Origin of the sequence: Rathayibacter sp. AY1D5 (assembly GCF_002932515.1) — a bacterium.
Classification (GTDB): Bacteria; Actinomycetota; Actinomycetes; order Actinomycetales; family Microbacteriaceae; genus Rathayibacter.
This window is the reverse complement of the sequence record NZ_PSVU01000054.1, coordinates 1-23,714: the sequence shown is the minus strand read 5'-3', so window position 1 is coordinate 23,714 and position 23,714 is coordinate 1. Positions and strand designations below refer to the sequence as shown.

The window sequence follows — 23,714 nt, the reverse complement described above, 5'->3', positions numbered from 1 at the left end:
CTCCCTCCCCGCCCCCGCGCGACCGGCCCGGCCGGCCTCGCCATCGCCGCACTCGTCGTCGGCATCGTCGCGTTCCTCGTCGGCCTCGTCCCGGTCTTCGGGGCACTCGTCGGGATCGCCGCCGTCGTCCTGGGCGTCCTCGCCCTGCGCCGCGGCCAGTCCAAGGCGATGTCGATCACCGGCGTCGTCCTCGGCGGTCTCGCCGTGCTCGCCTCGCTTCTGAAGACGACCGGCTTCGGAGCTGTCCATACTCACCACTAGCAACCACTGCGGTGATCCCTGGCGACACGGACGGGCTGCACCGGGCCGGTGCGTGCGCCGAGGAGGCGTCACTGCTGATCCTGCGATCTACGATCTGAAGATGGCTGGACCAGTGCGACGCCCTCACGTGTTAACCAAGGCGTACCTCGGCGCCTGGGCAGATGACCGAGGGACGCTCGATGTCCTGCGACATGCAGCGACGACATGTCATCCCCTGAGCATCAACAACGCGACGGTCGTCGGAGGCGCCGACGATCCCCTCGTGCTCACTCACGACCTCGAGGGGGAGTACGCGTCGATCGAAAATCGAGGTGTGCCGGCGATCCTCAAGCTCCGGCGTGGGAGCGAGCTGGCTTCTAGCGAGTCGACGGCGGTGATTGTTTTTCTGGACATGCATCTGGATCGCGGCAGGTACGCAGACCAAGCCGGGACTTTCATCCCCGCCACGCTACTGAAGACTGACGCATCGATCGAAAACGTCGATTTCAGCGTTGCGGACAGACTCCGACTGTCTCAATCCTTGCCTGAAATACTTCGGCTGGCCCCTCTTTGTCTCGAACAGTGGGACGAAGCTCGCCGCGAACGATGCGAGGAATGCCACGACTTGCGCGATCTGTTCTAGCTCCCCGATTCATCCAACTGGTGGATGTCCTGCAGATGACAGGCTATCCGCGACCGCGACGCGAACACGGCCAGCTCGGCATTGGAAACCCACATGAGCAAAGCCAGTGCTCGCCTGATCGCGACCCTCGGCGACGAGACCGATCAGACGAGCTGAACTCTCTCGCGTGAACACGACCTCACTTCCTGTTCTTGCGCTTCGGCTGAGGACGCTGCCCGCGCCTGACCGGCGGAGGAGCGCTCGCGAACTTTGCGATCGGGAGCAGCCTCTTCACCTCTTCATCCATCTGCGGATCGGGAGTGGGCAGCGTTCCGTCGTACATTACGTCGACGAGGCCACGGGTGACTTCGTCATAGAGGAGGACTGCGCCGCGCCGCAGCTCTAGCTGGTACTTCTTTGCCTTCAAATACTGCTGAAAATCGTTTGTGGTCGCCGCGAGATTAGCGTCCTCAGGCAAGGTCGCCCAGACCAGGAGCCAGGCATCCTCCGGCGTGGTCCCGAACGGCGCGGTCCACGAGCGCGGCTTTCCCGTCGACTCATCGATCAGCTTCTTTGGGAGCCGTGTCCAATCGCTCTGTGTCTTCGTCGATCCCGAGATCAGCGTCGCTCCGAGGCTCAACCATCCGACGCCGCCGCGCCGCTGGAGCTCGTCCGCGAGGGCGTTCATCGGGCTTCCGAGTCTCCGCGGCTTCGGAGCACGCGGCTTCATGGGGTCGATCTGCGCCTCGTGCCATGCATCGAGCGGGTCGGTGAGACTCGTGATGATGAGCGTCTGCTGCCGCGCGCGACGCCGTACGTCTGCTGTTCGTGCTTCACGGACCCGCAGATGGGGTAGCTGCTTTAGCGTCGGGTCGGGTTCGACGTAGAGCCCCTTCTGAAAGAAGTAGAGCAGGAGATCGAGTTCGTCGGCAGCGAGGTACAGGCGAGAGGCCTCTGGGTCACGGCGCCGGCGAAGGTAGAGCAGGAACTCTGCGGGCCGGTCGATGACGTCCGCGATCACCTGAAGATCGTGAATCGACACGACCCACGGGGTCATCGTTGCGTCGAGCAGTCCCGCGTCGATCAGATCGTGCGTCGCGATCCCGACACCCGACAAGTCCTCCAAGCTCAGTGCGACGGTGTGGATTTCCCTGATGTGCGAAAGGTCCAGCCACCCGCCCTGGTGCAGTCGGAGGCCGCCGTCTTCCGCGATCCGCGTCTGCGTCCGGGTCGCCTGCTCCGCCGCCTTCGTGATGATGCCGACCAGACTGCGCCGAAGTAGGCGTGTCTCCCCCGCCCGTGCTGCCGGCGTCAGAGCGACGGCTTTTGCCTCGACAACGATCGCCACATCGTCGACGACGATCAGCAGATCGCCCTCGACCCTCTTCGTGTACCCGGCAGGCGGGCCGCTGCGCTCCTGAGCGTTGACCGGCACGAAGTAGTCGAAGCCGAAGTAGGTGGTGCCCCCAGGGAGCATCTTCTCCAGGGCCGCCCTCCCGGTCTCCTCGAGCACGTCACCGCGGCGATTCTGGTAGACCTCCCAAGCCGCTGGCGAAGACTTGAGGAGCTGCTCGAAGTTCTCCCGGATCGCCGGCTGGAGCAGCGCGTCGTGCACGATGAGGAACGTGCCGCGGTCGGTGCGGATCACCGGACTCGTCCTGAGCGGGTTGTCCCCGCCGACGAAGCCCTCCAGCACGTCTCGGGCACTCACGCCATGCACGGAGACGGCGAACTGCTTGAGCACGGCCTCGGCGACCGACTCCTCAACTTCGGCCCGAGCGGCGATCGCCTCCGGCGCGAAAGCCACCCGATCGGCGGTCGGTTGCCAGGCGTCGTTGTGCGCGATTCTCGCGCGACGGACGACATCGGCCTCGGGATCCCTGGTCCCGGAAGCCGCACCTTCTCGCAACACCATCTCCCGAGCCCGCACCCGCTCGTTGAAGGCAGCGACCTGAAGATCGTGCAGAGCGGTCAGGACGTTCAGAGCATCGTTGGCGTCGAACCCCGCAAGGGACATGATCTCCGAGCGAGTCGGCTCATCGCTGAACAGGAGATCGTGAGTGGTCTTGACCATGTCGGGGTAGGACGTGTTCCGCACCCAGACCTCCCGCATCCGCGACGACATTGCGATAGTGGCGAATGGATCGCCCGGGCTCGCCTCCGCGTGCAGGATCTGCAGTGCCTGCACTGAGTAGATGAGTCCCTCCGCCTGCTCCGCCCACTCGTGAGCCGCTTCGTAAAGTGAGTTCGGGCGCTCGTCCGCGGCTGAGCCGTCCGTCGTCGTGGACGATGACACCAGCGCGAGTAAGGCGAGCAGCTCCGCTTTCGCCGGTCCCCCCTCGGTCTCCGGCTTGACCCGCCCGGCCAGCGACCACGGAAGGCACGCGAGCCGCGCGAGCTCCGTCACCCGCTCAGGACGATGCTTCTTCAGCGCTTCCGTCAAGACCTGCAGCTGAGCTGCTATCTGCTGCTCCGCAGAGTCCACCGGCGAGGGCTGCGCACGTAGATCCTCGAGCATCGCCATCATCAGGTCCGCGGAGCGCAGCACCTGATCGCCGTAGTCGTCGTCTCCGCTCAACCCTCGGGGAATCTGCGGCTGCTGGGGAGGCATGCGTCCGGCGCTCATGGCGCCATCCGACCACATCCCTCCGACATCGGACAGACAGACTTTCCGTCCGGAGACAGCAGAATCGCGCACTGGTTGACTGGTCGACCACTTTCCGTCATGACCCAAGGACGACGACGAACGCCAGCGAGCGATCGACGCCGGCCACGACCTCGACCGCGTCCTGCACGCCAACGACCTCGTCAACTCCGACTACACCTCTTCGTCGCCACCGGCGTCACCAACGGCGGCCTCGTGCGCGGCGTCCGCAAGGAGGGGCACCTCATCCACACCGAGTTCATCGTCCTGCGCTCCACCTCCGGCACCATCCGTCGAGTCTCGGCCGACCACCTCGCCGAACGCTGGCTCTAACCGACCCGACCGGTCACCCACTCCTACGATCGACTTGTGCCCTCGCGATCGTCATCCCCATCCGAAGACCTGCCGACCGTTTTCATCGGCTCGTCCTCGGAGGGAATCGAGATCGCCGACTACCTGCAGTCCGCTCTGCACAGTCGTGGATCGTGCGAAGCGATCACGTGGAGTCAGGGCGTCTTCGAGCTCTCCGACTTCACGATGGAGTCTCTTCTGAAGGCCGCCCACCGCGCCGACTTCGCTGTGCTCATCGCCACGGCCGGCGACACGGCAGATGTGCGTGGGAAGTCCCGAGTAGTCGCGCGCGACAACGTGATCTTCGAGCTGGGATTGTTCATCGGCGTACTCGGGCGGGAGCGCACCTACATCGTCGTCGACCGCGCCGACGACCTTCAGCTGCCCAGCGACCTCGCTGGCCTCCCCTACCGGCGCAATCAGCGGAACCCGCGGATCGAGCGACGAGGCCTTGGCTTGGACCCGTTAATAATGGTAAAGCAATAGAAAGATATGTTGCTTCCAAGAAGGAGGTCATGCTTTATTTCGAATATATTGGCGGCGCGCACATGCCGGATTTTGTAGCTTATAAGAATATTAAGGGTTACGAAGTTACAACCGATAATGAGAAGACTGTAGCAAGACATCTAAAGCGGTGGTACGTGGGACCGGATAGAATCGCGACGTACAGACAGTGGAGGTATGGCAGTTGATCAAATCGTTAGAAATTGACCGGTTCGTGGCGGAGGCCGGATCCGTGACCGAAAACGTCAGTGTCGACGGTTTGCGGCTTTCCGGGTGCTCAACAGAGCTGACGGAGGATATTGCGCGAAGGCCCTTACTGCGGAACCTACGTCTTAAGAACGTGGTGGGCAAGAGTAGTAGTTTGTCAGGGGCGGTACTACAAAACGTCACTGTCGAAAATTTGCGCGCAGACATTTTTTCGGGATTTATAAATGGGTGCGAATTTGATCAAGTAATTTTGAAGGGGAAGTTCTCACCGCTCGTTATCCAAAAGGGTGTCTCTGCGCCGACCGCTTCCCCCCTCGCGCAGAAGTTTGCTCAGGCGCTAAGGGTCGAGCCAGATGACTCGAGTTGGTCGTTAGATATTTCGGAAGCAATTGGGGACATAGCCCTTCGTGGGTATGCGCCCCGACGCATTAGGCGAAATCCAACTCATCAGGCTGTGATGACAAGGGCGCAAGCTGAGGCGGGGCGATGGAGAAAGATCGACCTTTCAAATACGACGTTTGTCGTTCAAATTGAGGAGTTGCTAGCCTGCGATTGGTACGAAGGTGTCGTTCTGGTTGCAAATCCTGCAGGGGCGAGATTCCGCTCTCAAGTCGACGGAATCAATCGGTTACGCGATGCGGGTGCCGCGCTCGAAGATTAGTAGATAGTGACGGTCGAGCGTGAGGCTCTATAGCGGTGTTCTGCTTGGCGGTGTAGCGTGCGATACATGAGCTCGAGGGGGTTAGGCCGGAGCGTCGCGTGGTGGTACCCGAATGGGCCCAGCATGTTCCGCGAGGGGGCCGATCGCGACAGCCCTGGGCTTTCGTCAGCGGACGCGCGTCGTGAAGGGCCCCGAACCTGACGACTGCTGGATCTGGACGGGAGCGACCGGCGACCACGGCTACCGCCGCTTGTGGACGCGCACCGTCGACGGCGAGCAGCAGGTCCTCCGGCCTCAGCGGTACGCATTCGAGAAGATTGCCGGCCGCGCCTTCGAGCGGGACGTGATGAGTCCTGGTGCGTCGTGCCGCTGTGCGTGCACGCGGACGAGGCGATATAGCATCTGCGCGAGGGTGATGGGCGCGCAAATAAGATCGACTGCACCCAGCATGGCCGCTACGGAGGCCCCTCGACGACGCTCGCAGCCCACCGGCGCCGGCCGACTCGAGCGCGCTGCGCGAGCGCGGGCGCTACGGGCCCTCGTGCTCGAGCTTGCGGAAGGTCCTCGTCGGCATCGACGAGGACCTTCCTGTGCTCTTCTAAGCCCGGTCGCGTGCCGGAAGCACCGCACCGGATGCGGCTGTTCCATCTCCCGAATACATCGGGGTGGTAGGAATCGTCAGAGCCGTCTTGATCCACCGCAGCGCGACTTGAGCGGCGCCGAGCGCGAGCACGAGACCCACGGTCGACCATCCGGCTGCTAATCCCGCGCCAATGACCAGTTCGGAGTCAACAGCGACCCCGCCGAACGCGTCGCGGCTGTTCGCCCACACCGCCGCGCCGACGGTCCCGAACGCGCTCCCGACGGGATAGACCACAAACAGCAGGGCTACTGCTCGGAGGAGGAGCGCCCGCATTCCCCAGATGCCCTTCACGCCGTGACCTCCATCTCGCCAGCCGAGTCGTGCTCACGCTCGTGAGCGTCGGAGGCGTCGTCATTGGCGTCCTCCGTGGGGCTTGGGGCCGTGGCTGTCGCTTCGGTGAGGGCTCGTATCGCCGCGCGTACATTCGCCGAGGTGATCCCTAATCGTTCCGCGGTCTCGGCCGGGGAGACGTATGCGCCCATCCCCGCGATCGCCCTCGCCTCGTCGAGGCGAGCGGCCGTCGCCTGCTCCTCCGATGCCGCGGGCAGCTTCCGGATCTCCTCTTCGAGCTCCGTGAGGATCGCGTCCTCACGATCGGTGGCCGCGAAGTAGTCGGTCGCGAGGTTCTCGAGCTTCTCCTCGCGCTCCCGGTACACGGCTGCGCGGTCCCGCGCCCTCTTCCGCGCGTCGATCTGCGCAGCGGTCTTCGTTCGTCCAGCACCCATCAGGCCGGTTCCTTCCACACCAAACACCTAACGCTCACACCCAGACGTGCGCGTGGAAACCCTGACCTGCCCAGCACGGTAGCAGCACTCCAACAGCTCGGCCGGGACTGCCCGTGAACGTCGCGCGCGTGAGAGCCTGGCCGCGTGCAACCAGTGATGACAACGCTCCACCGAGCTCTCGGCCGCGAGCCTTCCCCTCTCACTCGCGACCTGATCGACGAAGCGATCGAGGTGAACCTGGCCGAGTCGGACAATCTGGACTGGAAGAAGAGTGCCCCCGCCGCCGCCGGCGGCGACAACGCCGCCCGTGAATTCGCGAAGGACATCGCCGCGATGGCCAACGCGTCCGGAGGCATCATCGTCATGGGCGTTGAAGAGGAACGTGGCAGAGGTACCGCGAAGGCCATCAACGACATCGACATCTCGGAGCCCGAGCTGCAACGGCTGCGCCAGTGGGCCGGTGCCCACCTGAAGCCGGTCGTCGCCCCGCTGGATGTCACCCCGATCCCGTCCGCTGACAATGCGGCCGTCGGGCAGATCGCGATCACGATTCCCGCGAGCACCAACGCGCCGCACTTCGTCAGCTCGAGTGACAACACGCTGAGGGCCCCTGTCCGGTACGGAACCGAGACCCGATGGCTCGCTGAGCCGGAACTCGCTCACGCGTACTCCAAGCGATTCCAGACCGCCGCGTCCCTCAGCGCGCAGCTGGAGGAGGGTGTCGCGCAGGCGATGCACGGCCTCGACCGGACGAAGAAGACCTGGCTGGTGGGAGTCGCCCGCCCTGAAGTCGGCCCGGGAATCGACTCCACCCCCCTCACGAGCCGCGAGTTCCTCGACGTCCTCAGCGAGGCAGAAGACCGGTCGACCGAACTCGTCGGCGCAGAAACATTCGGATCGCCCCTGCAATGGGCCAGCTACACCGGGAGCACGCAGAGGCTGGGTCTCAGACGGCGGATCTTCGAGGATCGCCGAACGAACGACGTGGCCTCCGTCGGCGAGAGCATTCGAGTCGAGCTTCACGACGACGGCACGATCGCGCTCTGCGTCGATGCGTTCCAGTCGAATCCCGTCAACGACGGCCGCGCTTACGTGCAGGTCGAGGTAGTCGAAGGCTTCGCCCGCGATCTCGTAGGCCTGGTTGAAGCGCGATCGAAGCAGCAAGGACGCTCCGGTCGATACGTCGCGCGCGTCGATATGCTGGCGGCCCAGAAGTTTCCTCCGGGTCTTCGAGCGCACGGACCGGACCGACACGGAGACCATGGACTCCTCGAGGGCTCTCGCGAAGTCCTGGAACCGATCCCGATCCTCACCACGATCGAAGCAGGCGTCCCGACTTCAGAGAGGCTCGTTTCCGCGAGGTCCATCGCGACGGACCTTCTCCACCAGTTCTCCTTCGGAGCGCTGTTCACCTTCCCAAAGGAGTGACGAGGAGCCGCGGCGCCCCGGACCTAACGCCCACAACTTCGGCCCGCGCGATCGGCCAGCGTCTCCGACGGTAGCAGCGCGCACGCGCGCCGCGGCGGAGCTGCCTCCGAAGGCGCCTCTTGCTCGGTCGCACCCTGCGGGTGCTGCTCTCGCGGTGCGGCCTCACTCGCATACACCCGTGGACGGCGTCCGCTGTGCTCCCACCGCCCACCGTCGCGTGCTCGTTCCTGGCCGCACCGTCGACGCCGCGCTCACTTCGTTCGGCTTCTGGCGTCGACTCCGCGCGGAACCCGGTGGGTTCCGGCCTGACCCGTCTTTCTCGTTCCTCGTCAGGTCGTTCCCTCATTCTTCGGTCTCTGGGTCGTCACACCTCTTGCATCTTTGACCTTCCGGGTACTTTCAAAAGGTGATGACTCTTCACAAACAGTCCGCGGGGGACGGCTACACCTACTACACGCGTGAGGTGGCGACCGCTGACGTGCGCCGTGGCGGCGAGCGAAAGCTCGGCGATTACTGCACCGCGGACGGCAATCCGGCGGGCGCGTGGATGGGCGCGGGCCTCGCCGGCCTCGGCGAGACCGTCGGCTTGGACGCAGAGAGCCGCCCGGTGTTCGCCGCTGACGCGGCGCGGGAGGTTCGCGGGGAGGTCACGGAGGCGCAGACGAAGGCCCTCTACGGCGAGGGTCTGCACCCGAACGCGCACGCGCTGTTGGACGCCGGCGAGTCAGAGCGGTCGGTGAAGCTCGGGGCGTCGTACTACCGGTACGACGTGAAGGACGAGGGCCTCGGGGCGCAGATCCGTGACGGGTACGAGGCGTTCACGCGCATACACCATCGGGAGCCGGACGCGGACGAGCGGCGCCGGATCCGGGTGCAGGAGGGCGCGATCGCGTTCCGCGATGCGAAGGGTCGCGACCCGGTCGACAAGGAGGAGCTGGGCCGGTTCATCACCGCCGCGCAGCGCCCGCAGCAGCAGGCCGTCGCGGGCTATGACCTGGTGTTCTCGCCCGTGAAGTCCGTGTCGGTGTTGTGGGCGCTAGGTGATGACGAGACCCGCCGGCAGGTCGAGCAGGCGCATCAGGATGCGATCGCCGCGGCCGTCGGGTACCTGGAGGAGACGGCGATCGCGACGCGCACGGGCCGGGATGGAGTCGCGCAGGAGGATGTGCGTGGGGGGCTGATCGCGTCCAGGTTCCGGCACTACGACTCGCGGACCGGGGATCCTCAGCTGCACGATCACCTGGTCGTGTCGAATAAGGTGCAGGGCATCGACGGGAACTGGCGGGCGACCGACGGGGCGCTGCTGCACAAGCAGCCGGTCGCTGCGTCCGAGTTCTACAACCAGCAGGTCATGGCCGCTCCCCGCGACCGCCTCGGGGTCGCCGTCGAAGCCCGAGTGGTGGCGGACGGGCGGCGTCCGGTGATGGAGATCGCCGGTATCGACACCGAGCTGATGTCCGCGTTCTCCTCCCGTTCCGCCGTGATCCGAGAGACCACGAAGCAGCTCGAAAAGGAGTACCGGCAGCAGAGCGGCCACGAACCCGACCCGGCCACGCGGGCGGAGCCGCCGTGAACTCGGCCTCGAGCGACCGCCCGGCGGCCGTGATCGTCGAGTCGTCCCAGCCCACCACCGCTCCCGTCGCGCCGGCCACGGAGGAGGCGGCGGTCGTCGAGACGGCGGAGCCCGCACCCGTCGAGACAGCAGCCCCGGTCGAGACGGCCGCGCCCGCCCCCGCCCCTGTCGAGACGGCAGCGGCTGCGCAGGTCTCGCCCGAGTTCGCCTCGGCGCTCATCAAGGCGCAGAGCTACTCCGAGATGCTCCACATGAGCAAGGCGGGCCTGTACGGCCAGCTCACCTCCGAGTACGGGGAGCAGTTCTCGCCCGAGGCCGCGCAGTACGCGGTGGACACCGTCTCCGCCGACTGGAACGCCAACGCGCTGGCGAAGGCCAAGGACTACCAGGCCCAGATGGCGATGGCGCCGGAGGCCATCCGCGACCAGCTGACCAGCGAGTACGGGGAGCAGTTCACGAGCGACGAGGCCGACTACGCCATCGCGCACCTGAACGACTAGTCCCACTCGGACCGTCGCGGCACTGCGCGGCCACTGAGCAGGTCCTCCCGGAGCGCGCCGCCGTCCGTCGCCCACGACCCGGGCGACGGAGGGCGGCGGACCACCGGAGCCGGTTCAGGCCAGGACGGCGAGGGTGACGGGGAGCGCCTCGCTCCACCTGCCGGTCAGCCGCTCCTCGCCCTCGAGGAACGGCGGCGCGAGGACCCGCGCGAGGACGAGAGTCAGACCGTCGGCCGAGGTCGTGGTGGTCCGTGCGTCGCTGCGGACGAGCACCGTCGACGGCGGCCCGGACGCTCCGGCGCCTGATCCGCTGCCCTGCACCGTCGCGGTCGGCGGGCGGACGATGCGCTGCCCGTCCTCCTCGAAATGCTGCTCGACCTCCCGGGCGCCGGTGCGGATCGCCGTGGCGAAGGCGGCGATCGCGACGGGGTCGCCGGCACCGTCGTAGACCCAGCGACGACCGAGGACGGTGTGCTCGACGGTCGCGAGGAGATGCGCGTCACCGCCGGCGAGAGGCGAGCCGCGGTAGGTCAGCGGCACTTGGAGCGGCGGCTGCCCGGTCGACTGGACGATCAGCGTCTCCACTCCCACCTCGCCATCGGGGTCGTCGAACCGGTAGGCGCCGAGCTGCGTGAATCCGCCGCCCTCGCACCAGGGCTGCGTCGGCGCCCATGCCTCCACGATCTCGAGCTTCCCGGGGGTGATCGTCGCACGGTGCAGAAGGGCCATGCACCGAGAGTAGAGCCGGCCGATCCGTCCGGAGGAGTGCCCGTCAGCGAGCGGCGCCCGCCGTCGCCGACTCGGGCAGGCTGCTCATCGGGAGGGTGTACTCGCCCTTCAGCGCCGAGATCCAGACGGTGGTCGGGGCGACGGCGGCGAAGTTCGAGTTGAGCAGCGCCATCAGCGTGGTGTGCAGGGAGTGCGCGTCGATCGAGCCGGCGTCGTTCGCGATCGCGATCGCGCCCGTCGCGTCAGAGAGCACCTCGGCGCGGAGCCCGTGCGTCTCCGCCTCGGCGGCCGAGGCGAGGATGCAGTTGTTGGTCATGTAGCCGACGAGGGTGATCGTGTCGACGTCGTGCTCGCGGAGCCAGTCGAGCAGGTCGGTCCCCGCGAAGACCGTGCCGAACTGCTTCGTGACGTTCTTCCACGAATCCGAGCGGCGCTTCTCGATCTCCGGGTGCAGCGCGAAGGACGGACCCGACGGGTCGAAGATCGGCGCTCCCTCGCCCGCGCTGTGCTGGACGACGGCGATCGGGAGGCCCGCCGCGGCGGCGGAGTCGAGGGCGGCGGCGATCCTCGGCAGCGACTGCGCGTGCGGCGGGTACTGGATCTCGAGCGGACCGCTGAAGTACTCCTGCTGCACGTCGACGAGGATCAGTGCGCGGCGCGGTGTGGTCATGAGGGGCTCCCATCGGTGGCGGACGTCCCCGATCCTCCCGCTCGGGGCTGGGAGCGGCGGTCAGCCACGCGGCCCGCGACCCGGTCGTGGGCGCAGGCCCACACCTCCTCGTGCTCGAGCGGAGTGAGGACGCCGGCGTCGAGCAGCCGGTCGGCCCGCCGCAGCACGGCCGCGATCGCCGCCTGCTCGGCGACGGCGGGGGAGTCGACGTCCGCGATCACGAGCCGGCGGGCGCAGGCCCGGCGGAGGCGGCGGGTCGCGCGGGCCGAGAGGAGCAGGAGCGACGCGGTCGGCAGGGCGAGCGCGGCCAGCAGGAGGAGCGGCAGCCGGTCGAGCGCGAGCGTCCCGACGGCGCCGGCGGCCGTCACGGCAACGACCAGCTGCGGACCGGCCGCGTGCAGGCGGAGGCGCGTCCGCTCCTCGACGGAGGTGCCGGGCGCGAAGACGACGAGCTCGCTCCGGACGACGCCGTAGCGGCTCGCACCGACGGTGTGGCGGCCCCAGCGGGGGCCGGCGTCGAGGAGGCGGAGGAGCAGGTGCACGAGCGCCATCGTCGGCCCGCGACGGCGGGTGCGAGGGGATCCTGACGGAACGCGGACGCGTACCGGGCCGATCCGCACGGTCCGCTCGCGCGACGCTCACGATGCCCTCACGGCGCGGGATCGCGCGTCGACGTCCCTCCCCAGCCGATTACCCGTGAGGAAAGCGTGAGGATCCGCTCATTCCGGGCGGGCGCGCTCCTCACGGCGAGTAGAAACATCCAGTGACCTCTTCCGTCGTCCGTGGCGACCCCGACGCCCTCGAACCCTCCCCTCTCTCCTCCGCGCGCGCGGGCGGGGTGAAGGCGTGGCTCCTCGAGGGCCTCCGCGACGACTCCGGAGCCCACCCCGGCCCCCACGCGGCCACCGGCAGGACGCACTCGTGGTGGCGCGTCATGTGCCTCACCGGCGTCGACTACTTCTCCACCCTCGGCTACCAGCCGGCGATCGCGGCGCTCGCCGCGGGCCTGGTCTCGCCGCTCGCGACGATCGTCCTGGTGGTGCTGACCCTCCTCGGCGCGCTCCCCGTCTACCGCCGCGTGGCCCGCGAGAGCTTCCGCGGCGAGGGGTCGATCGCGATGCTCGAGCGCCTGCTGCCCTGGTGGGGCGGCAAGCTCTTCGTGCTCGTGCTGCTGGGGTTCGCGGCCACCGACTTCATGATCACGATCACCCTCTCGGCGGCCGACGCGACGGCGCACGCGGTCGAGAACCCGTTCGCCCCCGCCTGGTTCCACGGGGCGGAGGTGCCGCTCACGCTGGGGCTGATCGCCCTGCTGGGGATCGTGTTCCTGCGCGGGTTCCGCGAGGCCATCTCGATCGCGGTCGTGCTCGTGGCCGTGTTCCTCCTGCTCAACGCGATCGTGATCGCCGTGGCGATCGGGCACGTGGCCGAGAACCCCGTCGTCATCGGCGACTGGTGGTCGGCGCTCACGACCCAGCACGGGAATCCGCTGATCATGGTCGGCATCGCGCTCATCGTGTTCCCCAAGCTCGCGCTCGGGCTCTCCGGCTTCGAGACCGGGGTCGCGGTCATGCCGCAGATCCGCGGCGACGCGGGCGACACCGAGGACGCCCCGGTCGGCCGCATCCGCGGGGCGAAGCGGCTGCTCATCACCGCCGCCGTCACGATGTCGGCGTTCCTCATCACCTCGAGCTTCGTCACCACGCTGCTCATCCCGCAGGCGCAGTTCCAGCCGGGCGGCGAGGCCAACGGCCGCGCGCTGGCCTACCTCGCGCACGAGTACCTCGGCGAGGGCTTCGGCACGGTCTACGACATCGCGACGATCTGCATCCTCTGGTTCGCGGGCGCCTCCGCGCTGGCCGGCCTGCTCAACATCGTCCCGCGCTACCTGCCCCGCTACGGCATGGCTCCCCAGTGGGCCGGCGCCGTCCGTCCGCTCGTGCTGGTCTTCACCGTCGTCGCCTTCGTCATCACGATCCTCTTCCGCGCCGACGTCGACGCGCAGGGCGGCGCCTACGCGACCGGCGTGCTGGTGCTGATCACCTCCGCGTCCGTCGCCGTGTTCCTCTCGGCGAAGCGCAGGAAGCAGCGCAAGCGCGCCGTGGGCTTCGCGGTCATCGCGCTGGTCTTCGTCTACACGACGGTCGTGAACGTGGTCGAGAGGCCCGACGGCGTGCGGATCGCGGCGGTCTTCATCGTCGGCATCCTCGCGGTCTCGCTCGTCTCGCGGGTGCACCGCTCGTTCCAGCTGCGCGCCACCTCCGTGGTGTTCGACGCCGCCGCGATCGACTTCCTCACCACGGACGCCGACGACTACGGCGTGATCCGCATCCTCGCGAACGAGCCCGACGACGGCTCCGAGGCGGAGTACCGGGACAAGCTGGCGGAGGAGCAGCGCGACAGCAACCTGCCGATGCGCGGCCCGGTGCTCTTCCTCGAGGTGCACACCACCGACTCCTCCGACTTCGAGGAGGACCTGGTCGTGCAGGGCCGCGTCTGCCACGGCTTCCGCGTGCTGACGGTGACCAGCGGCAACATCCCGAACACCATCGCCACGGTGCTGCTCGAGATCCGCGACCTCACCGGCGTGATCCCGGACGTCTACTTCGAGTGGACCGAGGGCGGCCCCATCTCGAACATGTTCCGCTTCCTCATCACCGGCACCGGCGAGGTCGCCCCCGTCACCCGCGAGGTCCTCCGCCGCGCGGAGTCCCGCCGCGACCGCCGGCCGGGCGTGCACGTGGGCTGACGCCTGCTGCGCGGCGGGGGCGTGGCGGCGCCGAGGTACCGCTCCTGCTGCGGGATGCCGCCGAGACGCCGCTCCATCGGCGACACGCCGCGGCAGGAGCGGTGCGTCGGCGGAGGAGGTGGCGTCCCGGCGCGCGGCGGCCCCGTAGCGTGGGCGCGGGCGCCCGTCGGGGCGCCGACACCGACGAACGGACGACGATGACCCTCGAGGACCAGCGCGCGCACATCCTGACCGGCGCCGTGTACGACGACATGACCCCCGAGCTGGTCGCCGCGCGCGAGCGGGCTGTCCTCGCCTCGAACGCGTACAACGCGAGCTTCGGGCGACCATCGGTCGAGCGGGAGGCTCTGCTCCGCGAACTCGTCGCCTCCGTGGGCGCGGACGCGCACCTCGAGCCGACGTTCCGCTGCGAGTTCGGCTTCAACATCACGATCGGCGACCGCTTCTACGCGAACTTCGACTGCATCCTGCTCGACGGCGCCCCCATCACGATCGGCGACGACGTGCTGTTCGGCCCGCGCGTCTCGATCTACACGTCGAACCACGCCCTCGACCCGGCCGAGCGCGCGGCCGGCGCCTGCTCCGCGAAGCCGGTCGTCGTCGGCGACGGCGTCTGGATAGGCGGCGGCGTCACGATCAACCAGGGCGTCACCATCGGCGACGGGGCCGTGATCGGCTCGGGCAGCGTCGTCACCCGCGACGTCCCTCCGCTCACCATCGCCGCCGGCGTCCCCGCCCGCGTCCTCCGCCAGATCACCCCCGACGACCGGACCGGCTACCGCCCGGCCCACTGACGCCGGCCCACTCCGGCTCCGGAGCGCCGGTTCCGAGACGCCGGCTCCGAGACGCCGCTCCCGGGCGGCGCTCGGACGGCAGGCGGCGATCCGCCCTCAGGACTTCACGGTCGACAGGGGCTCGGTGATGCTCTCGAGGCTGCGGCGCTCGGCGTCCACGCCGAAGATCAGGGCGATCACGCCGCCGAGGATCATCACGGCGGCGCCGACGAAGTAGCCGATCGTCAGCGGTCCGCGGTCGCTGCCGTCGCCGATCAGGGCGCCGTAGAGGGCGGGGGCGACCGCTCCGGCGATCTGGCCGAGGGTGAAGAAGTACGAGATCGCCTGGCTGCGCAGCTCGAGCGGGAAGATCTCACTCACGGTGAGGTAGGCGCTCGAGGCTCCCGCGGAGGCGAAGAAGAACGACACGCACCAGAGGATCGTCTGCGTCGTCGCGGTCAGGACGTCCATGCTGAAGAGGACCGCCGAGACGGCCAGGACCGCTCCCGAGACGCCGTAGGTGAGGAAGATCATCTTCCGCCGGCCCCACACGTCGAACAGGTGGCCGAGCACCAGCGGCCCGACGAGGTTGCCGATCGCGAACGGGAAGAAGAAGTACGAGATCGCACTCTGCTCGACTCCGTAGAAGTTCTCGAGCACCAGCGCGTAGGTGAAGAAGATCGCGTTGTAGAGGAACGACTGGGTGATCATCATCGTCGCGCCCACCAGCGTCCGCTTCGGGTACTGCCGCAGCAGCACCCGGGCGATGGTGCGGAACGGGATGCTCTCCGTCGCCTTCACGGTGATCGCCTTCGCGTCGTCGACCGGCTCGAGCACGCCGCCCTCGGCCTCCACCCGGCGCTCGATCTCGTCGACGGTGCGCTCCGCCTCCTCCTCGCGGCCGTGCGTCATCAGCCAGCGGGGGCTCTCGGGGATGTGGCGGCGGAGGTAGATGATCGCCAGTCCGAGGATCGGGCCGAGGAAGAAGCCGAGGCGCCAGCCGACGTTCTCGGCGAAGAGCGCGTCGTTCAGGAAGAACAGGTTGGCCGCGGAGCCCAGAGCCGCGCCGCCCCAGTAGGTGCCGTTGATCGCGATGTCGACGCGGCCGCGGTACTTGGAGGGGATGAGCTCGTCGATCGCGGAGTTGATCGCCGCGTACTCGCCGCCGATCCCCATGCCCGCGAAGAAGCGGAACACGGCGAGGAAGACGTAGTTCGGCGCGAGTCCCGCCAGGCCGCTGGCGACCAGGTAGATGACGAGCGTCAGGATGAACAGCTTGCGCCGCCCGAGCTTGTCGCTCAGTCGCCCGAAGATCAGGGCGCCCGCGATCTGCCCGCACAGGTAGATCGTGCCGAGCAGGCCGACCTCGAAGGCCGAGAGCCCGAACTCCTTCGCGAAGCCGGCGGAGGCGACGATCTGGATCTCGAGTCCGTCCAGCACCCACGAGAAGCCGAGGCCGACGACGATCGACCAGTGGAAGCGGGTCCAGGGGAGCCTGTCGATGCGGGCGGGCACGAGGCTCCGGACCGGGCCGCGCGGACTGGTGGATGTCGACATGGCGAGCGCCTTCCTGTCGCCCCGGCGTCGTTGCGGAGGAACGCTGTCCCGAGCGCGGCGAGACGACACTAGACCCGCCGGCGGCTCCATATCGCCGGGCTATTCACCCCTTGTCACGGACCGCCGAGCGGGTGTATCCCGGGGATCGGTGCCCACCCGGAGGCGGAGCGAGGCGCGGAGCTCATCGGTACGGATCCGGAGCGAGGCGCGGTGGACGCGAGCCCGGATCCGTCCCGCGGGGCCTGACACCGCCCGCCTCCTCGGCCTAGCGTGGAGGCATGATCGACGCGACGCCCGCGGGCACCCCCACCTACGTCCTCAGCGAGGGGCCCGTCTGGGATCCGGACACCGCCCGCCTCACCTGGGTCGACATCGAGGCCGGCGCGGTCCTGTCCGCCCCCGTCACCGCGGAGGGGATCGGAGCGATCTCGCGCACCGACGTCGGCGAGCAGGTCGGCGCCGCGCTGCCCCTGGGCGACGGGCGGACGCTCGTCGCGCTGACCCGACGGCTCGCGATCCTGGAGGTCGACGGCTCCCTCACGCGCGGCTCCGAGCTGCTGCCGGAGGGGCACCGCTTCAACGACGGCACGATCGACCCGCAGGGGCGCCTCCTGGTCGGGTCGCTGACGCTCGGGGAGTCGGCCGGCGACGACGTCCTGCTGCGCATCGAGCACGACGGATCCGTCACCGTGCTCGACGACGACCTGCGGCTCTCGAACGGACTCGGCTTCTCGCCGGACGGCTCCGTGCTGTACTCGGCCGACACCGAGTCCGGCGTGATCCACCGCCGCTCCTACACGGACGGCGAGCACGGCCCGCGCGAGCCGTTCGTCGAGCTCGAGGAGGGCGTGTTCGCCGACGGGCTGACCGTGGACGCCGACGGCCGCGTGTGGGTCGCGGTCTGGGGCGGGAGCGGCGTCCGCGTGTTCGGGGCCGACGGCAGCCCGGTCGAGGGCGAGGGCATCAGGATCGACGCCCCGCACTCCTCCAGCATCGCCTTCGCGGGCGAGGACCTGGACATCGCGGTCGTCACCTCCGCCTCGCGCGACCTCTCGGCGGACGAGCGGGCGCGTCATCCGCACGCCGGCGGACTGTGGATCGCGCAGCCCGGAGCCCGCGGCCGCGCCGCCACGCGCTGGGTGGAGGGCCCCCTGCCCTAGGCGCGGCCGGTCGCCCGTCAGGCGGCGGGCGCCGTCGGCGGGCTCGGCTCCGACGCGGGCTGCGGCACGAGGGTCAGCCGCGAGATGCGGTAGCGGTCCGTCTCGGCCACGCGGAGCAGGTGGTCGCCGACGAGGACGGAGTCGCCCACCACGGCCACGCGGCCGATCCGGTCGAGGACGAATCCGCCGACCGTCTCGTACGGGCCCTCGGGCAGCTCGATGCCCAGCTGCTCCGCCAGGTCCTCGAGGATCATTCCGCCGTCGACGTCGTGCAGCTGCTCGGCCGCCTTCGCGTCGACCGCCTGGCGGGCGCCGTCGTACTCGTCGTAGATCTCGCCGACGAGCTCCTCGAGCAGGTCCTCCAGCGTGATGATGCCGTCGGTCCCCCCGTACTCGTCGATGACGACGGCGATCTGGTGGCCGTCCTGGCGCATGGTGCGCAGGGCCGCGAGCACCTTCGTCGTGCCGGGGACCGCGAGGATCGGGCGGGTGATGTCGGCGACGCTGCTCGCGGTGCCGGCGCGGCCCGCCTCCGGGAACGCGGACATCAGGTCGCGCACGTGGACGAAGCCGAGGACGTCGTCGAAGTCGTCGCCGACCACCGGGTAGCGCGAGTGCGGCTGGTCGAGGACCGCCGCGTAGCCCTCGGCCACGCTGAGCGCGCCGCGGAGGAAGTCGACGTCCGGGCGCGGGCGCATCACCTCGGCGACGCGGCGGTCGTCCGCGCGGAAGATGTCGGTGAGCAGCCGGCGGCTGTCCTCGTGGATCTCGGTGTTGCTGGAGATCATGTCGCGCACCTCGTCGGCCGAGACGCTCTCGCCCTTCTCGCGCGGGTCGGCGCCGAGGAGGCGGACGACGGCGTCGGTCGAGACGGACAGCAGCCAGATCACGGGGCGCATCAGGCGCGCGAGGGCGTTGAGCGGGGGCGCGAGGGCCTTGGTGAATGCGACGGACTTCTGCATCGCCAGGCGCTTGGGGACCAGCTCGCCCAGCACCAGGGAGAGGTACGCGATGACGAGGGTCATCAGGATCAGGGCGACGGTCGAGGCGGCGGAGGCCGAGAGGCCGAGCGACTGCAGCGGCGGCACGAGGTCGGGCGCGATGGTCGAGGCGCCGTACGCCGAGGAGAAGAAGCCGGCGAGCGTGACGCCGATCTGGACCGCGGAGAGGAACGTGTTGGGGTTGCGGACGAGCTCGGCGATGCGCCGGCCGCGCTCGCTGCCGGCCTCGATCGCGCGGACCTGGCTCTCGCGGAGGCTGACGATGGCCATCTCGGTGCCCGCGAAGACGCCTCCGAGGAGGACGAACAGCACGACGAGGCCGATGTTGAGGAGGGTGTCGAGATCCACGCCGACCAGAGTAGGGATGCCGGCCGTGAGAACGCCTCGTGGACTCTCAGGGAGCGGGGTCGGGCGGGACGACGCCCCGCCCGCCCCTCGCTCAGGACGCGTCGGCCGGGCGCACGCCGATCGTGAGGATGAGGTTCGCGTAGATGCGGCGGTCGCCCGAGGCGATGGTGAGCGCGACGTCGGGCGTGCGCGCCTCGGCGTAGAAGGCGTGCCGCTCGAGCGAGGTGAAGGGGACGCCGTCGAGGGACCGGCGGAAGGCGTCCTGCGCGGGGACGTCGATGCCGGGCGCGGGCGTCATGACCGTCGCCTCCTCGACGACGATCGCCGAGAGCAGGGCGTCGAGGATCTCGTCGACGGTCAGCATGTCGGGCCGGAGGTTCAGGTGCACCAGCGCGGAGTTCGGTCCGAGCGTGGTGCCGACGGGGTAGTTGCCGTCGGCGATGAGGACGCGGGAGCCGTGGCCCGCGCGGGCGAGCGCGTGCAGGATCTCGGGGTGGAGGAGGGTCGTGGTCAGCAAGAGGAGCTCCTAGAGGTCGTGGAGGTGGGCGACGGACGAGCCGGCGAGCAGGCGGCCGGGGAGCCTCCGCTCCTGGGGACCGGGCTGCTCCGCCCCGGAGTCGAGGCGGAGGCGGACGAGGGCGGCGGCCTCGGCGGCGATCGCCTCCGTCGGCTGGGCGATCGTGGTCAGGTGCGGGCGGACCACGCGGGCCAGCTCGACGTTGTCGAAGCCGACGACGGAGAGGTCCGTCGGCACGCGCAGTCCGGAGTCGCCGAGGGCGATCAGGGCGCCGACCGTCAGCTCGCGGTTGCTCGCGAACAGGGCGGTCGGCCGGGGGCTCAGGGCGAGGATCCGCTCGACGGCGGCGACCCCGCTCTCGACCGTCAGCGGGCCGCGCACCACGGCGTCGGCGGCGGGGTGCACGCCGCGCTCGGCCAGGTCGGCGAGGAAGCCGGCGGTCCGCTCCCGGGTGGAGGACACTCCGTCCTCCCCGCCGAGCACCGCGATCGAGCGGTGGCCGTGGTCGAGGAGGTGGCGGGCGGCGGAGGCGCCGGCGCCCGCGTTGTCGAGCGCGACGCGATCGGTGACCAGTGCGTCGTCGATCCAGTCGACGGCCACCACGGGGATGCCCTGCTCGGAGGCGCGGCGCAGCGCGTCGACGTCGCCCGCGGACGGCACCGCCACGATCCCGTCGACCATCTTCTCGAGCAGCAGGTCGACCGCGGCTCCCGGCTCGGGGCGGCTCACGCCGACCAGCACGCCGATGCCCTCCTCGCGCAGGGCCCGCTCGAGGCCCGCGATGATCGAGAGGTGGAACTCGTTGTCGAGGGCGGGCAGCAGCACTCCGACCGTGCGGGAGCGCCGCGAGCGCAGGCCTCGAGCGAAGCCGTTGACGCGGAAGCCGACCTCGGCGGCCGCCGCCTCGATCGCCGCCCGGTTCTCGGGGCGCACGGGGAGCCCGTTGTAGTGCTTCGAGATGGTCGAGAGCGAGAGGCCGGTCAGCCGCTGCAGGTCCTTGTAGGTGGCCACGTCACAGGGTGGCGCGGGGAGAGCCGTAGCCGCTCCAGCCCGGGATCGTGCCGTCGGCGTCCCACAGGTCGAGCCAGCCGGTGCTGCCGGGCCAGAGGAAGACCTGGCCCTTGATCAGCCGGTTGTTGCGCTCGGCGCCGCGCAGCGCCTCCTGCTCCTCGGCCGTGAGCACCAGGGAGGCGGCGGCCAGGTTCGCCTCGATCTGCTCCGGCTTCACCGCGAACGGGATCGGGATCTGGCCGCGGTTCACCGCCCAGGCGAGGCACACGACGGCCGGATGCACGCCCCGCTCCTCGGCGATCGCCCGCACCGCGGGGTGCTCGATGTCGACGATGTCGCCCTCCACCCGGTCGCGCTCCGGCCGCGACGGCGAGCCCAGCGGCGAGTAGCCGATCGGCTGGATGCGGTGGTCGAGGCAGAAGCGGAACAGCTCCGGCTGCTGGAAGCAGGGGTGCAGCTCCATCTCGTTCAGCTGCGGGGCGATGCGGACGTCGGCGAGGATCCGCTCGAGCTTGGGGATGGTGACGTTGGAGGTGCCGAGGTGCCGGACGAGGCCCCGGTCGACCAGGCTCTCGAGCGCGCGCCAGGTCTCGAGGAATGCCTCGTGGACGTAGGGGCGGGCGTGCGGATCGCGCGCGTCGGTCTCGGCGTGCGGCGGGTGGTGGTTGGGGAAGGGCCAGTGCACGAAGACGGCGTCGAGCACGTCGAGGCCGAGGTCGGCGAGCGAGCGCTCGACGGAGGCGACGGCCGCCGCGGGCTCGTGCGCGTCGTTCCAGATCTTCGACATGACGAAGAGCTCGTCGCGGTCGACTCCGGAGTCGGCGATCGCCCGGCCGACGCGCGGCTCGTTGCCGTAGACGGTGGCGCAGTCGAGGAGGCGGAAGCCGGCGCGGAGGGAGTGCTCGACCGCGAGGCCGACGGTCTCGGCGTCGTAGCGGTCGGAGCCGAACGTCCCGGCGCCGATGGCGGGGATGCGGCTGCCGCTGGCGAGGACGCGGTGGCTCGGCGGAGTGGATGCCATGCGGATCCTCCTGGTGCGGCGGCGGGGGCGAAACGTTGCGCTTCACGGTAGGCGGGGGAGGGTAGCGGCGTCAACGATGCGCTGGACTGGAGTGCGTAACGTTTCGTGCGGCGGGTGCTTTCGTCCTCCGTCCCCCGCCCCGCCCCCTCGAAACGCCGATAGTCGCCGCACTCGAGCGCGACTGCGACGACTCCTGGACTCTCGAGCCGCGCGCTCGGCTCGCTCGCGCGAGAACTCAGGAGTCGTCGCACTCGAGGTCGACTGCGACGACTCCTGGACTGTCGAGAAGAGCCCCGCCCCTCCGCTCCGCTCAGACCAGCCGGCGCGACTCCTCCGTGACCACGCGGAACCAGCGCGCGCCGTAGCCGTCGAGGGGCACCGACACGGCGCCGTCCTCGCCGAGCGGGAGCGACTCGCCGCCGAGGGAGTCGACCAGCCGCGCCCCGGCGGGGGTGTCGGGGAGCGTCAGGTGCGCCGTGCGCGGGTTCGACGCCAGGTTGTGCACCGCAACGGTCGTGCCGGTCGACGCGGACATCCGGTGCGCGAGCACGCTCGGCTCGTCGCAGGGGAGGTGCGTGTACTCGCCCCAGCCGATCTCCGGCGACCGCCGGTACAGCCAGGCGAGGCCCTTCACGTGGGCCAGGAGGGAGTCCGGATCCTGGAGCTGCGCGGCCGCGTTCACGTGCTCGGGTCCGAAGCCGCCGCCGGGAGGGGCGGCGATCAGGTCGGAGGCGTCGGCACGCGAGAAACCGCCGTTGGCGGCGCTGCTCCACTGCATCGGGGTCCGCACGGCGCTGCGGCCCGGGATGTCGGCGTTCTCGCCCATCCCGATCTCCTCGCCGTAGTAGAGCACCGGGGTCCCGGGCAGCGAGAAGACCAGGCTGTGGACCAGGCGGACGCGGCGCGGGTCGCCGTCGACCATCGGCGGGAGGCGGCGGACGATGCCGCGCCCGTGGATCCGCTGCGACTGCTCCGGAGCGAACGCCGCGAAGACCTCGTCGCGCTCGTCGTCGCTCAGCTGGTCGAGGGTGAGCTCGTCGTGGTTGCGCGCGAAGTTCGCCCACTGACTGCCGACGGAGATCTCGGGGCGGCTCGCGAGCGCCTCGACGAGCGGCGCCGCCTCCTCCCGGGCCAGCGCGAGGTAGAGGCGCTGGTTGCCGATGAAGTCGAACTGCATCGACAGCTCGTCCGCGTCCTCGCCGCCGAAGAAGCCGAGCTGCTCCTCGCGGGTCACGTTGACCTCGCCCAGCAGCATCGCCTCGCCGGAGCGCCGCGAGACGAAGCGGCGCAGCAGGCGCAGCCACTCGTGCTCGTCGCGGGCGCCGGGCTCGATCAGGTACGGCACCGCGTCGACCCGGAAGCCGTCGACGCCCAGCTGCAGCCAGAATCCGATGAGCTTCGCGATCTCGTCGCGCACGGCCGGGTTCTCGGTGTTGAGGTCGGGCTGGTGCCGGTAGAAGTGGTGCAGGTAGTACTGGCCCGCCTCCTCGTCGCGGAACCAGACGCCGTCCTCCGCGTCCGGGAACACGTTCGCGGGCTGATCGGCGGGCGGCTCGTCGCGCCAGACGTAGTAGTCGCGGTACGGGCTGTCGGGGGAGGAGCGGGCGGCCTGGAACCAGGGGTGCTGGTCCGAGGTGTGGTTGACGACGAGGTCGACGATCACGCGCATCCCGCGGTCGTGGGCGGTCCGGATCACCTCGACGACGTCGCCGTGGTGCCCGAAGCGCTCGTCCACTCCGTAGAAGTCGCTGATGTCGTAGCCGTTGTCGCGGCCGGGGGACCGGTAGAACGGCGCGAGCCAGAGGCAGCTGACGCCGAGCTCGGCCAGGTAGTCGATCCGGTGGACGAGGCCCTCGAGGTCGCCGACGCCGTCGTCGTCCCAGTCCATGAACGTCTTCACGTCGAGGTTGTAGAAGACGGCGGTGCGCCACCACAGGTCGCTGGTGTCGGTGACCCTCATGCGCGGGGCTCCGGGCGGGAGGAGGCGGAGGGTGCGGACGAACAGCTCGGGGCAGTGCGCGAGCGGGTCCTGGGCGTCGAGCGGATGCATGCCCTCACCCTAGGTCGCGGGCGCCGGGCG

22 protein-coding genes and 1 pseudogene are annotated in these 23,714 nt (G+C 69.4%); 11 read left to right on the top strand and 12 right to left on the bottom strand.

Annotation, left to right across the window (positions count from 1 at the left end; translation table 11 throughout):
* The coding region (locus tag C5C82_RS17665; RefSeq protein WP_181134452.1) for a hypothetical protein at positions 1-261 on the top strand (261 nt) is incomplete at its 5' end.
* A 262-nt stretch (positions 262-523) separates the two neighbouring features.
* Positions 524-883 (top strand): hypothetical protein, encoded by a 360-nt coding sequence (locus C5C82_RS14415; protein WP_104227311.1) that lies wholly within the window; start codon positions 524-526, stop codon positions 881-883.
* 178 nt (positions 884-1,061) lie between these two features.
* Here the strand turns inward: C5C82_RS14415 and C5C82_RS14410 are convergent, their stop codons facing one another.
* Entirely contained in the window at positions 1,062-3,488 is a 2,427-nt protein-coding gene (locus tag C5C82_RS14410; RefSeq protein WP_146083071.1) for a preprotein translocase subunit SecA, read from the bottom strand.
* Positions 3,489-3,591: 103 nt separating this feature from the next.
* On the opposite strand from C5C82_RS14410, the pseudogene C5C82_RS14405 reads away from it, so the two are divergent.
* The 3 genes and pseudogenes from C5C82_RS14405 to C5C82_RS17355 all read left to right on the top strand — a co-directional run.
* A pseudogene (locus tag C5C82_RS14405) lies at positions 3,592-3,839 on the top strand (fructose-bisphosphatase class II); the annotation flags it as partial.
* A gap of 36 nt (positions 3,840-3,875) precedes the next feature.
* Complete coding sequence (locus tag C5C82_RS14400; protein WP_104355263.1) at positions 3,876-4,343, top strand: nucleotide-binding protein; 468 nt, start codon at positions 3,876-3,878, stop codon at positions 4,341-4,343.
* 250 nt (positions 4,344-4,593) lie between these two features.
* Positions 4,594-5,229, top strand: coding sequence for a hypothetical protein (locus C5C82_RS17355; protein WP_146079015.1), 636 nt, complete (start codon positions 4,594-4,596; stop codon positions 5,227-5,229).
* 598 nt (positions 5,230-5,827) lie between these two features.
* On the opposite strand, the gene C5C82_RS14395 is transcribed toward C5C82_RS17355, so the two are convergent.
* Positions 5,828-6,163 carry a hypothetical protein gene (locus C5C82_RS14395; RefSeq protein WP_104227316.1) on the bottom strand — a complete coding sequence of 112 codons (336 nt, stop codon included), beginning with the start codon at positions 6,161-6,163 and terminating at the stop codon, positions 5,828-5,830.
* Entirely contained in the window at positions 6,160-6,597 is a 438-nt protein-coding gene (locus C5C82_RS14390) for a hypothetical protein (RefSeq protein ID WP_104227317.1), read from the bottom strand. The genes C5C82_RS14395 and C5C82_RS14390 overlap by 4 nt, the downstream gene beginning before the upstream one ends.
* Positions 6,598-6,753: 156 nt before the next feature.
* Here C5C82_RS14390 and C5C82_RS14385 point away from each other — a divergent pair, with 156 nt between their 5' ends.
* The 3 genes from C5C82_RS14385 to C5C82_RS14375 all read left to right on the top strand — a co-directional run bounded on the left by C5C82_RS14385 (position 6,754) and on the right by C5C82_RS14375 (position 10,098).
* Positions 6,754-8,025, top strand: a complete 1,272-nt coding sequence (locus C5C82_RS14385; RefSeq protein ID WP_146079016.1) for a helix-turn-helix domain-containing protein — start codon at positions 6,754-6,756, stop codon at positions 8,023-8,025.
* Between the two features lie 409 nt (positions 8,026-8,434).
* A complete protein-coding gene (gene mobF, locus C5C82_RS14380; protein ID WP_104355262.1) occupies positions 8,435-9,598 on the top strand; it encodes a MobF family relaxase in 1,164 nt (387 codons plus the stop codon).
* The gene (locus C5C82_RS14375; RefSeq protein ID WP_104227320.1) at positions 9,595-10,098 is read left to right on the top strand and encodes an Ltp family lipoprotein; all 504 of its coding nucleotides are present in this window, start codon (positions 9,595-9,597) and stop codon (positions 10,096-10,098) included. Before mobF ends, C5C82_RS14375 begins: the two co-directional genes overlap by 4 nt.
* Positions 10,099-10,212: 114 nt before the next feature.
* Here the strand turns inward: C5C82_RS14375 and C5C82_RS14370 are convergent, their stop codons facing one another.
* Genes C5C82_RS14370 through C5C82_RS14360 form a run of 3 tightly spaced genes read right to left on the bottom strand, consistent with a single transcriptional unit; the run spans position 10,213 to position 12,039 of the window.
* The gene (locus C5C82_RS14370; RefSeq protein WP_104227321.1) at positions 10,213-10,827 is read right to left on the bottom strand and encodes a hypothetical protein; all 615 of its coding nucleotides are present in this window, start codon (positions 10,825-10,827) and stop codon (positions 10,213-10,215) included.
* 43 nt (positions 10,828-10,870) lie between these two features.
* Positions 10,871-11,497, bottom strand: a complete 627-nt coding sequence (locus C5C82_RS14365) for an isochorismatase family protein (protein WP_104233860.1) — start codon at positions 11,495-11,497, stop codon at positions 10,871-10,873.
* A complete protein-coding gene (locus C5C82_RS14360; protein ID WP_146083722.1) occupies positions 11,494-12,039 on the bottom strand; it encodes a DUF6611 family protein in 546 nt (181 codons plus the stop codon). The genes C5C82_RS14365 and C5C82_RS14360 overlap by 4 nt, the downstream gene beginning before the upstream one ends.
* Before the next feature lie 221 nt (positions 12,040-12,260).
* Between C5C82_RS14360 and C5C82_RS14355 the strand changes: the two genes are divergently transcribed.
* A complete protein-coding gene (locus C5C82_RS14355) occupies positions 12,261-14,246 on the top strand; it encodes an amino acid permease (protein WP_374952929.1) in 1,986 nt (661 codons plus the stop codon).
* A 197-nt stretch (positions 14,247-14,443) separates the two neighbouring features.
* Entirely contained in the window at positions 14,444-15,040 is a 597-nt protein-coding gene (locus tag C5C82_RS14350; RefSeq protein ID WP_104227332.1) for a sugar O-acetyltransferase, read from the top strand.
* A gap of 96 nt (positions 15,041-15,136) precedes the next feature.
* On the opposite strand, the gene C5C82_RS14345 is transcribed toward C5C82_RS14350, so the two are convergent.
* Positions 15,137-16,576 carry an MFS transporter gene (locus C5C82_RS14345; RefSeq protein ID WP_104225083.1) on the bottom strand — a complete coding sequence of 480 codons (1,440 nt, stop codon included), beginning with the start codon at positions 16,574-16,576 and terminating at the stop codon, positions 15,137-15,139.
* 278 nt (positions 16,577-16,854) lie between these two features.
* Here C5C82_RS14345 and C5C82_RS14340 point away from each other — a divergent pair, with 278 nt between their 5' ends.
* Positions 16,855-17,736: an SMP-30/gluconolactonase/LRE family protein gene (locus tag C5C82_RS14340; protein WP_104355261.1), complete on the top strand. Its 882-nt coding sequence runs from the start codon at positions 16,855-16,857 to the stop codon at positions 17,734-17,736.
* Positions 17,737-17,753: 17 nt separating this feature from the next.
* On the opposite strand, the gene C5C82_RS14335 is transcribed toward C5C82_RS14340, so the two are convergent.
* The 5 genes from C5C82_RS14335 to C5C82_RS14315 form a co-directional block, all read right to left on the bottom strand.
* Positions 17,754-19,085, bottom strand: a complete 1,332-nt coding sequence (locus C5C82_RS14335) for a hemolysin family protein (RefSeq protein ID WP_104355260.1) — start codon at positions 19,083-19,085, stop codon at positions 17,754-17,756.
* 91 nt (positions 19,086-19,176) lie between these two features.
* A complete protein-coding gene (locus C5C82_RS14330) occupies positions 19,177-19,602 on the bottom strand; it encodes an RbsD/FucU family protein (RefSeq protein ID WP_104225080.1) in 426 nt (141 codons plus the stop codon).
* Between the two features lie 9 nt (positions 19,603-19,611).
* Entirely contained in the window at positions 19,612-20,613 is a 1,002-nt protein-coding gene (locus C5C82_RS14325; protein ID WP_104355259.1) for a LacI family DNA-binding transcriptional regulator, read from the bottom strand.
* A gap of 1 nt (position 20,614) precedes the next feature.
* Positions 20,615-21,634, bottom strand: coding sequence for an aldo/keto reductase (locus tag C5C82_RS14320; protein WP_104355258.1), 1,020 nt, complete (start codon positions 21,632-21,634; stop codon positions 20,615-20,617).
* Positions 21,635-21,944: 310 nt separating this feature from the next.
* The gene (locus C5C82_RS14315; RefSeq protein WP_104329829.1) at positions 21,945-23,594 is read right to left on the bottom strand and encodes an alpha-amylase family protein; all 1,650 of its coding nucleotides are present in this window, start codon (positions 23,592-23,594) and stop codon (positions 21,945-21,947) included.
* Positions 23,595-23,714: the final 120 nt, after the last annotated feature.

Bases quoted from the DNA above. Each gene is read 5' to 3' on its own strand.
- C5C82_RS14350 (WP_104227332.1), top strand. From the start codon at position 14,444: ATGACCCTCGAGGACCAGCGCGCGCACATCCTGACCGGCGCCGTGTAC.
- C5C82_RS14390 (WP_104227317.1), bottom strand. From the start codon at position 6,597: ATGGGTGCTGGACGAACGAAGACCGCTGCGCAGATCGACGCGCGGAAG.
- C5C82_RS14315 (WP_104329829.1), bottom strand. From the start codon at position 23,594: ATGAGGGTCACCGACACCAGCGACCTGTGGTGGCGCACCGCCGTCTTC.
- C5C82_RS14320 (WP_104355258.1), bottom strand. From the start codon at position 21,634: ATGGCATCCACTCCGCCGAGCCACCGCGTCCTCGCCAGCGGCAGCCGC.
- C5C82_RS14365 (WP_104233860.1), bottom strand. From the start codon at position 11,497: ATGACCACACCGCGCCGCGCACTGATCCTCGTCGACGTGCAGCAGGAG.
- C5C82_RS14345 (WP_104225083.1), bottom strand. From the start codon at position 16,576: ATGTCGACATCCACCAGTCCGCGCGGCCCGGTCCGGAGCCTCGTGCCC.
- mobF (WP_104355262.1), top strand. From the start codon at position 8,435: ATGACTCTTCACAAACAGTCCGCGGGGGACGGCTACACCTACTACACG.
- C5C82_RS14370 (WP_104227321.1), bottom strand. From the start codon at position 10,827: ATGGCCCTTCTGCACCGTGCGACGATCACCCCCGGGAAGCTCGAGATC.
- C5C82_RS14385 (WP_146079016.1), top strand. From the start codon at position 6,754: ATGACAACGCTCCACCGAGCTCTCGGCCGCGAGCCTTCCCCTCTCACT.
- C5C82_RS14410 (WP_146083071.1), bottom strand. From the start codon at position 3,488: ATGAGCGCCGGACGCATGCCTCCCCAGCAGCCGCAGATTCCCCGAGGG.
- C5C82_RS14340 (WP_104355261.1), top strand. From the start codon at position 16,855: ATGATCGACGCGACGCCCGCGGGCACCCCCACCTACGTCCTCAGCGAG.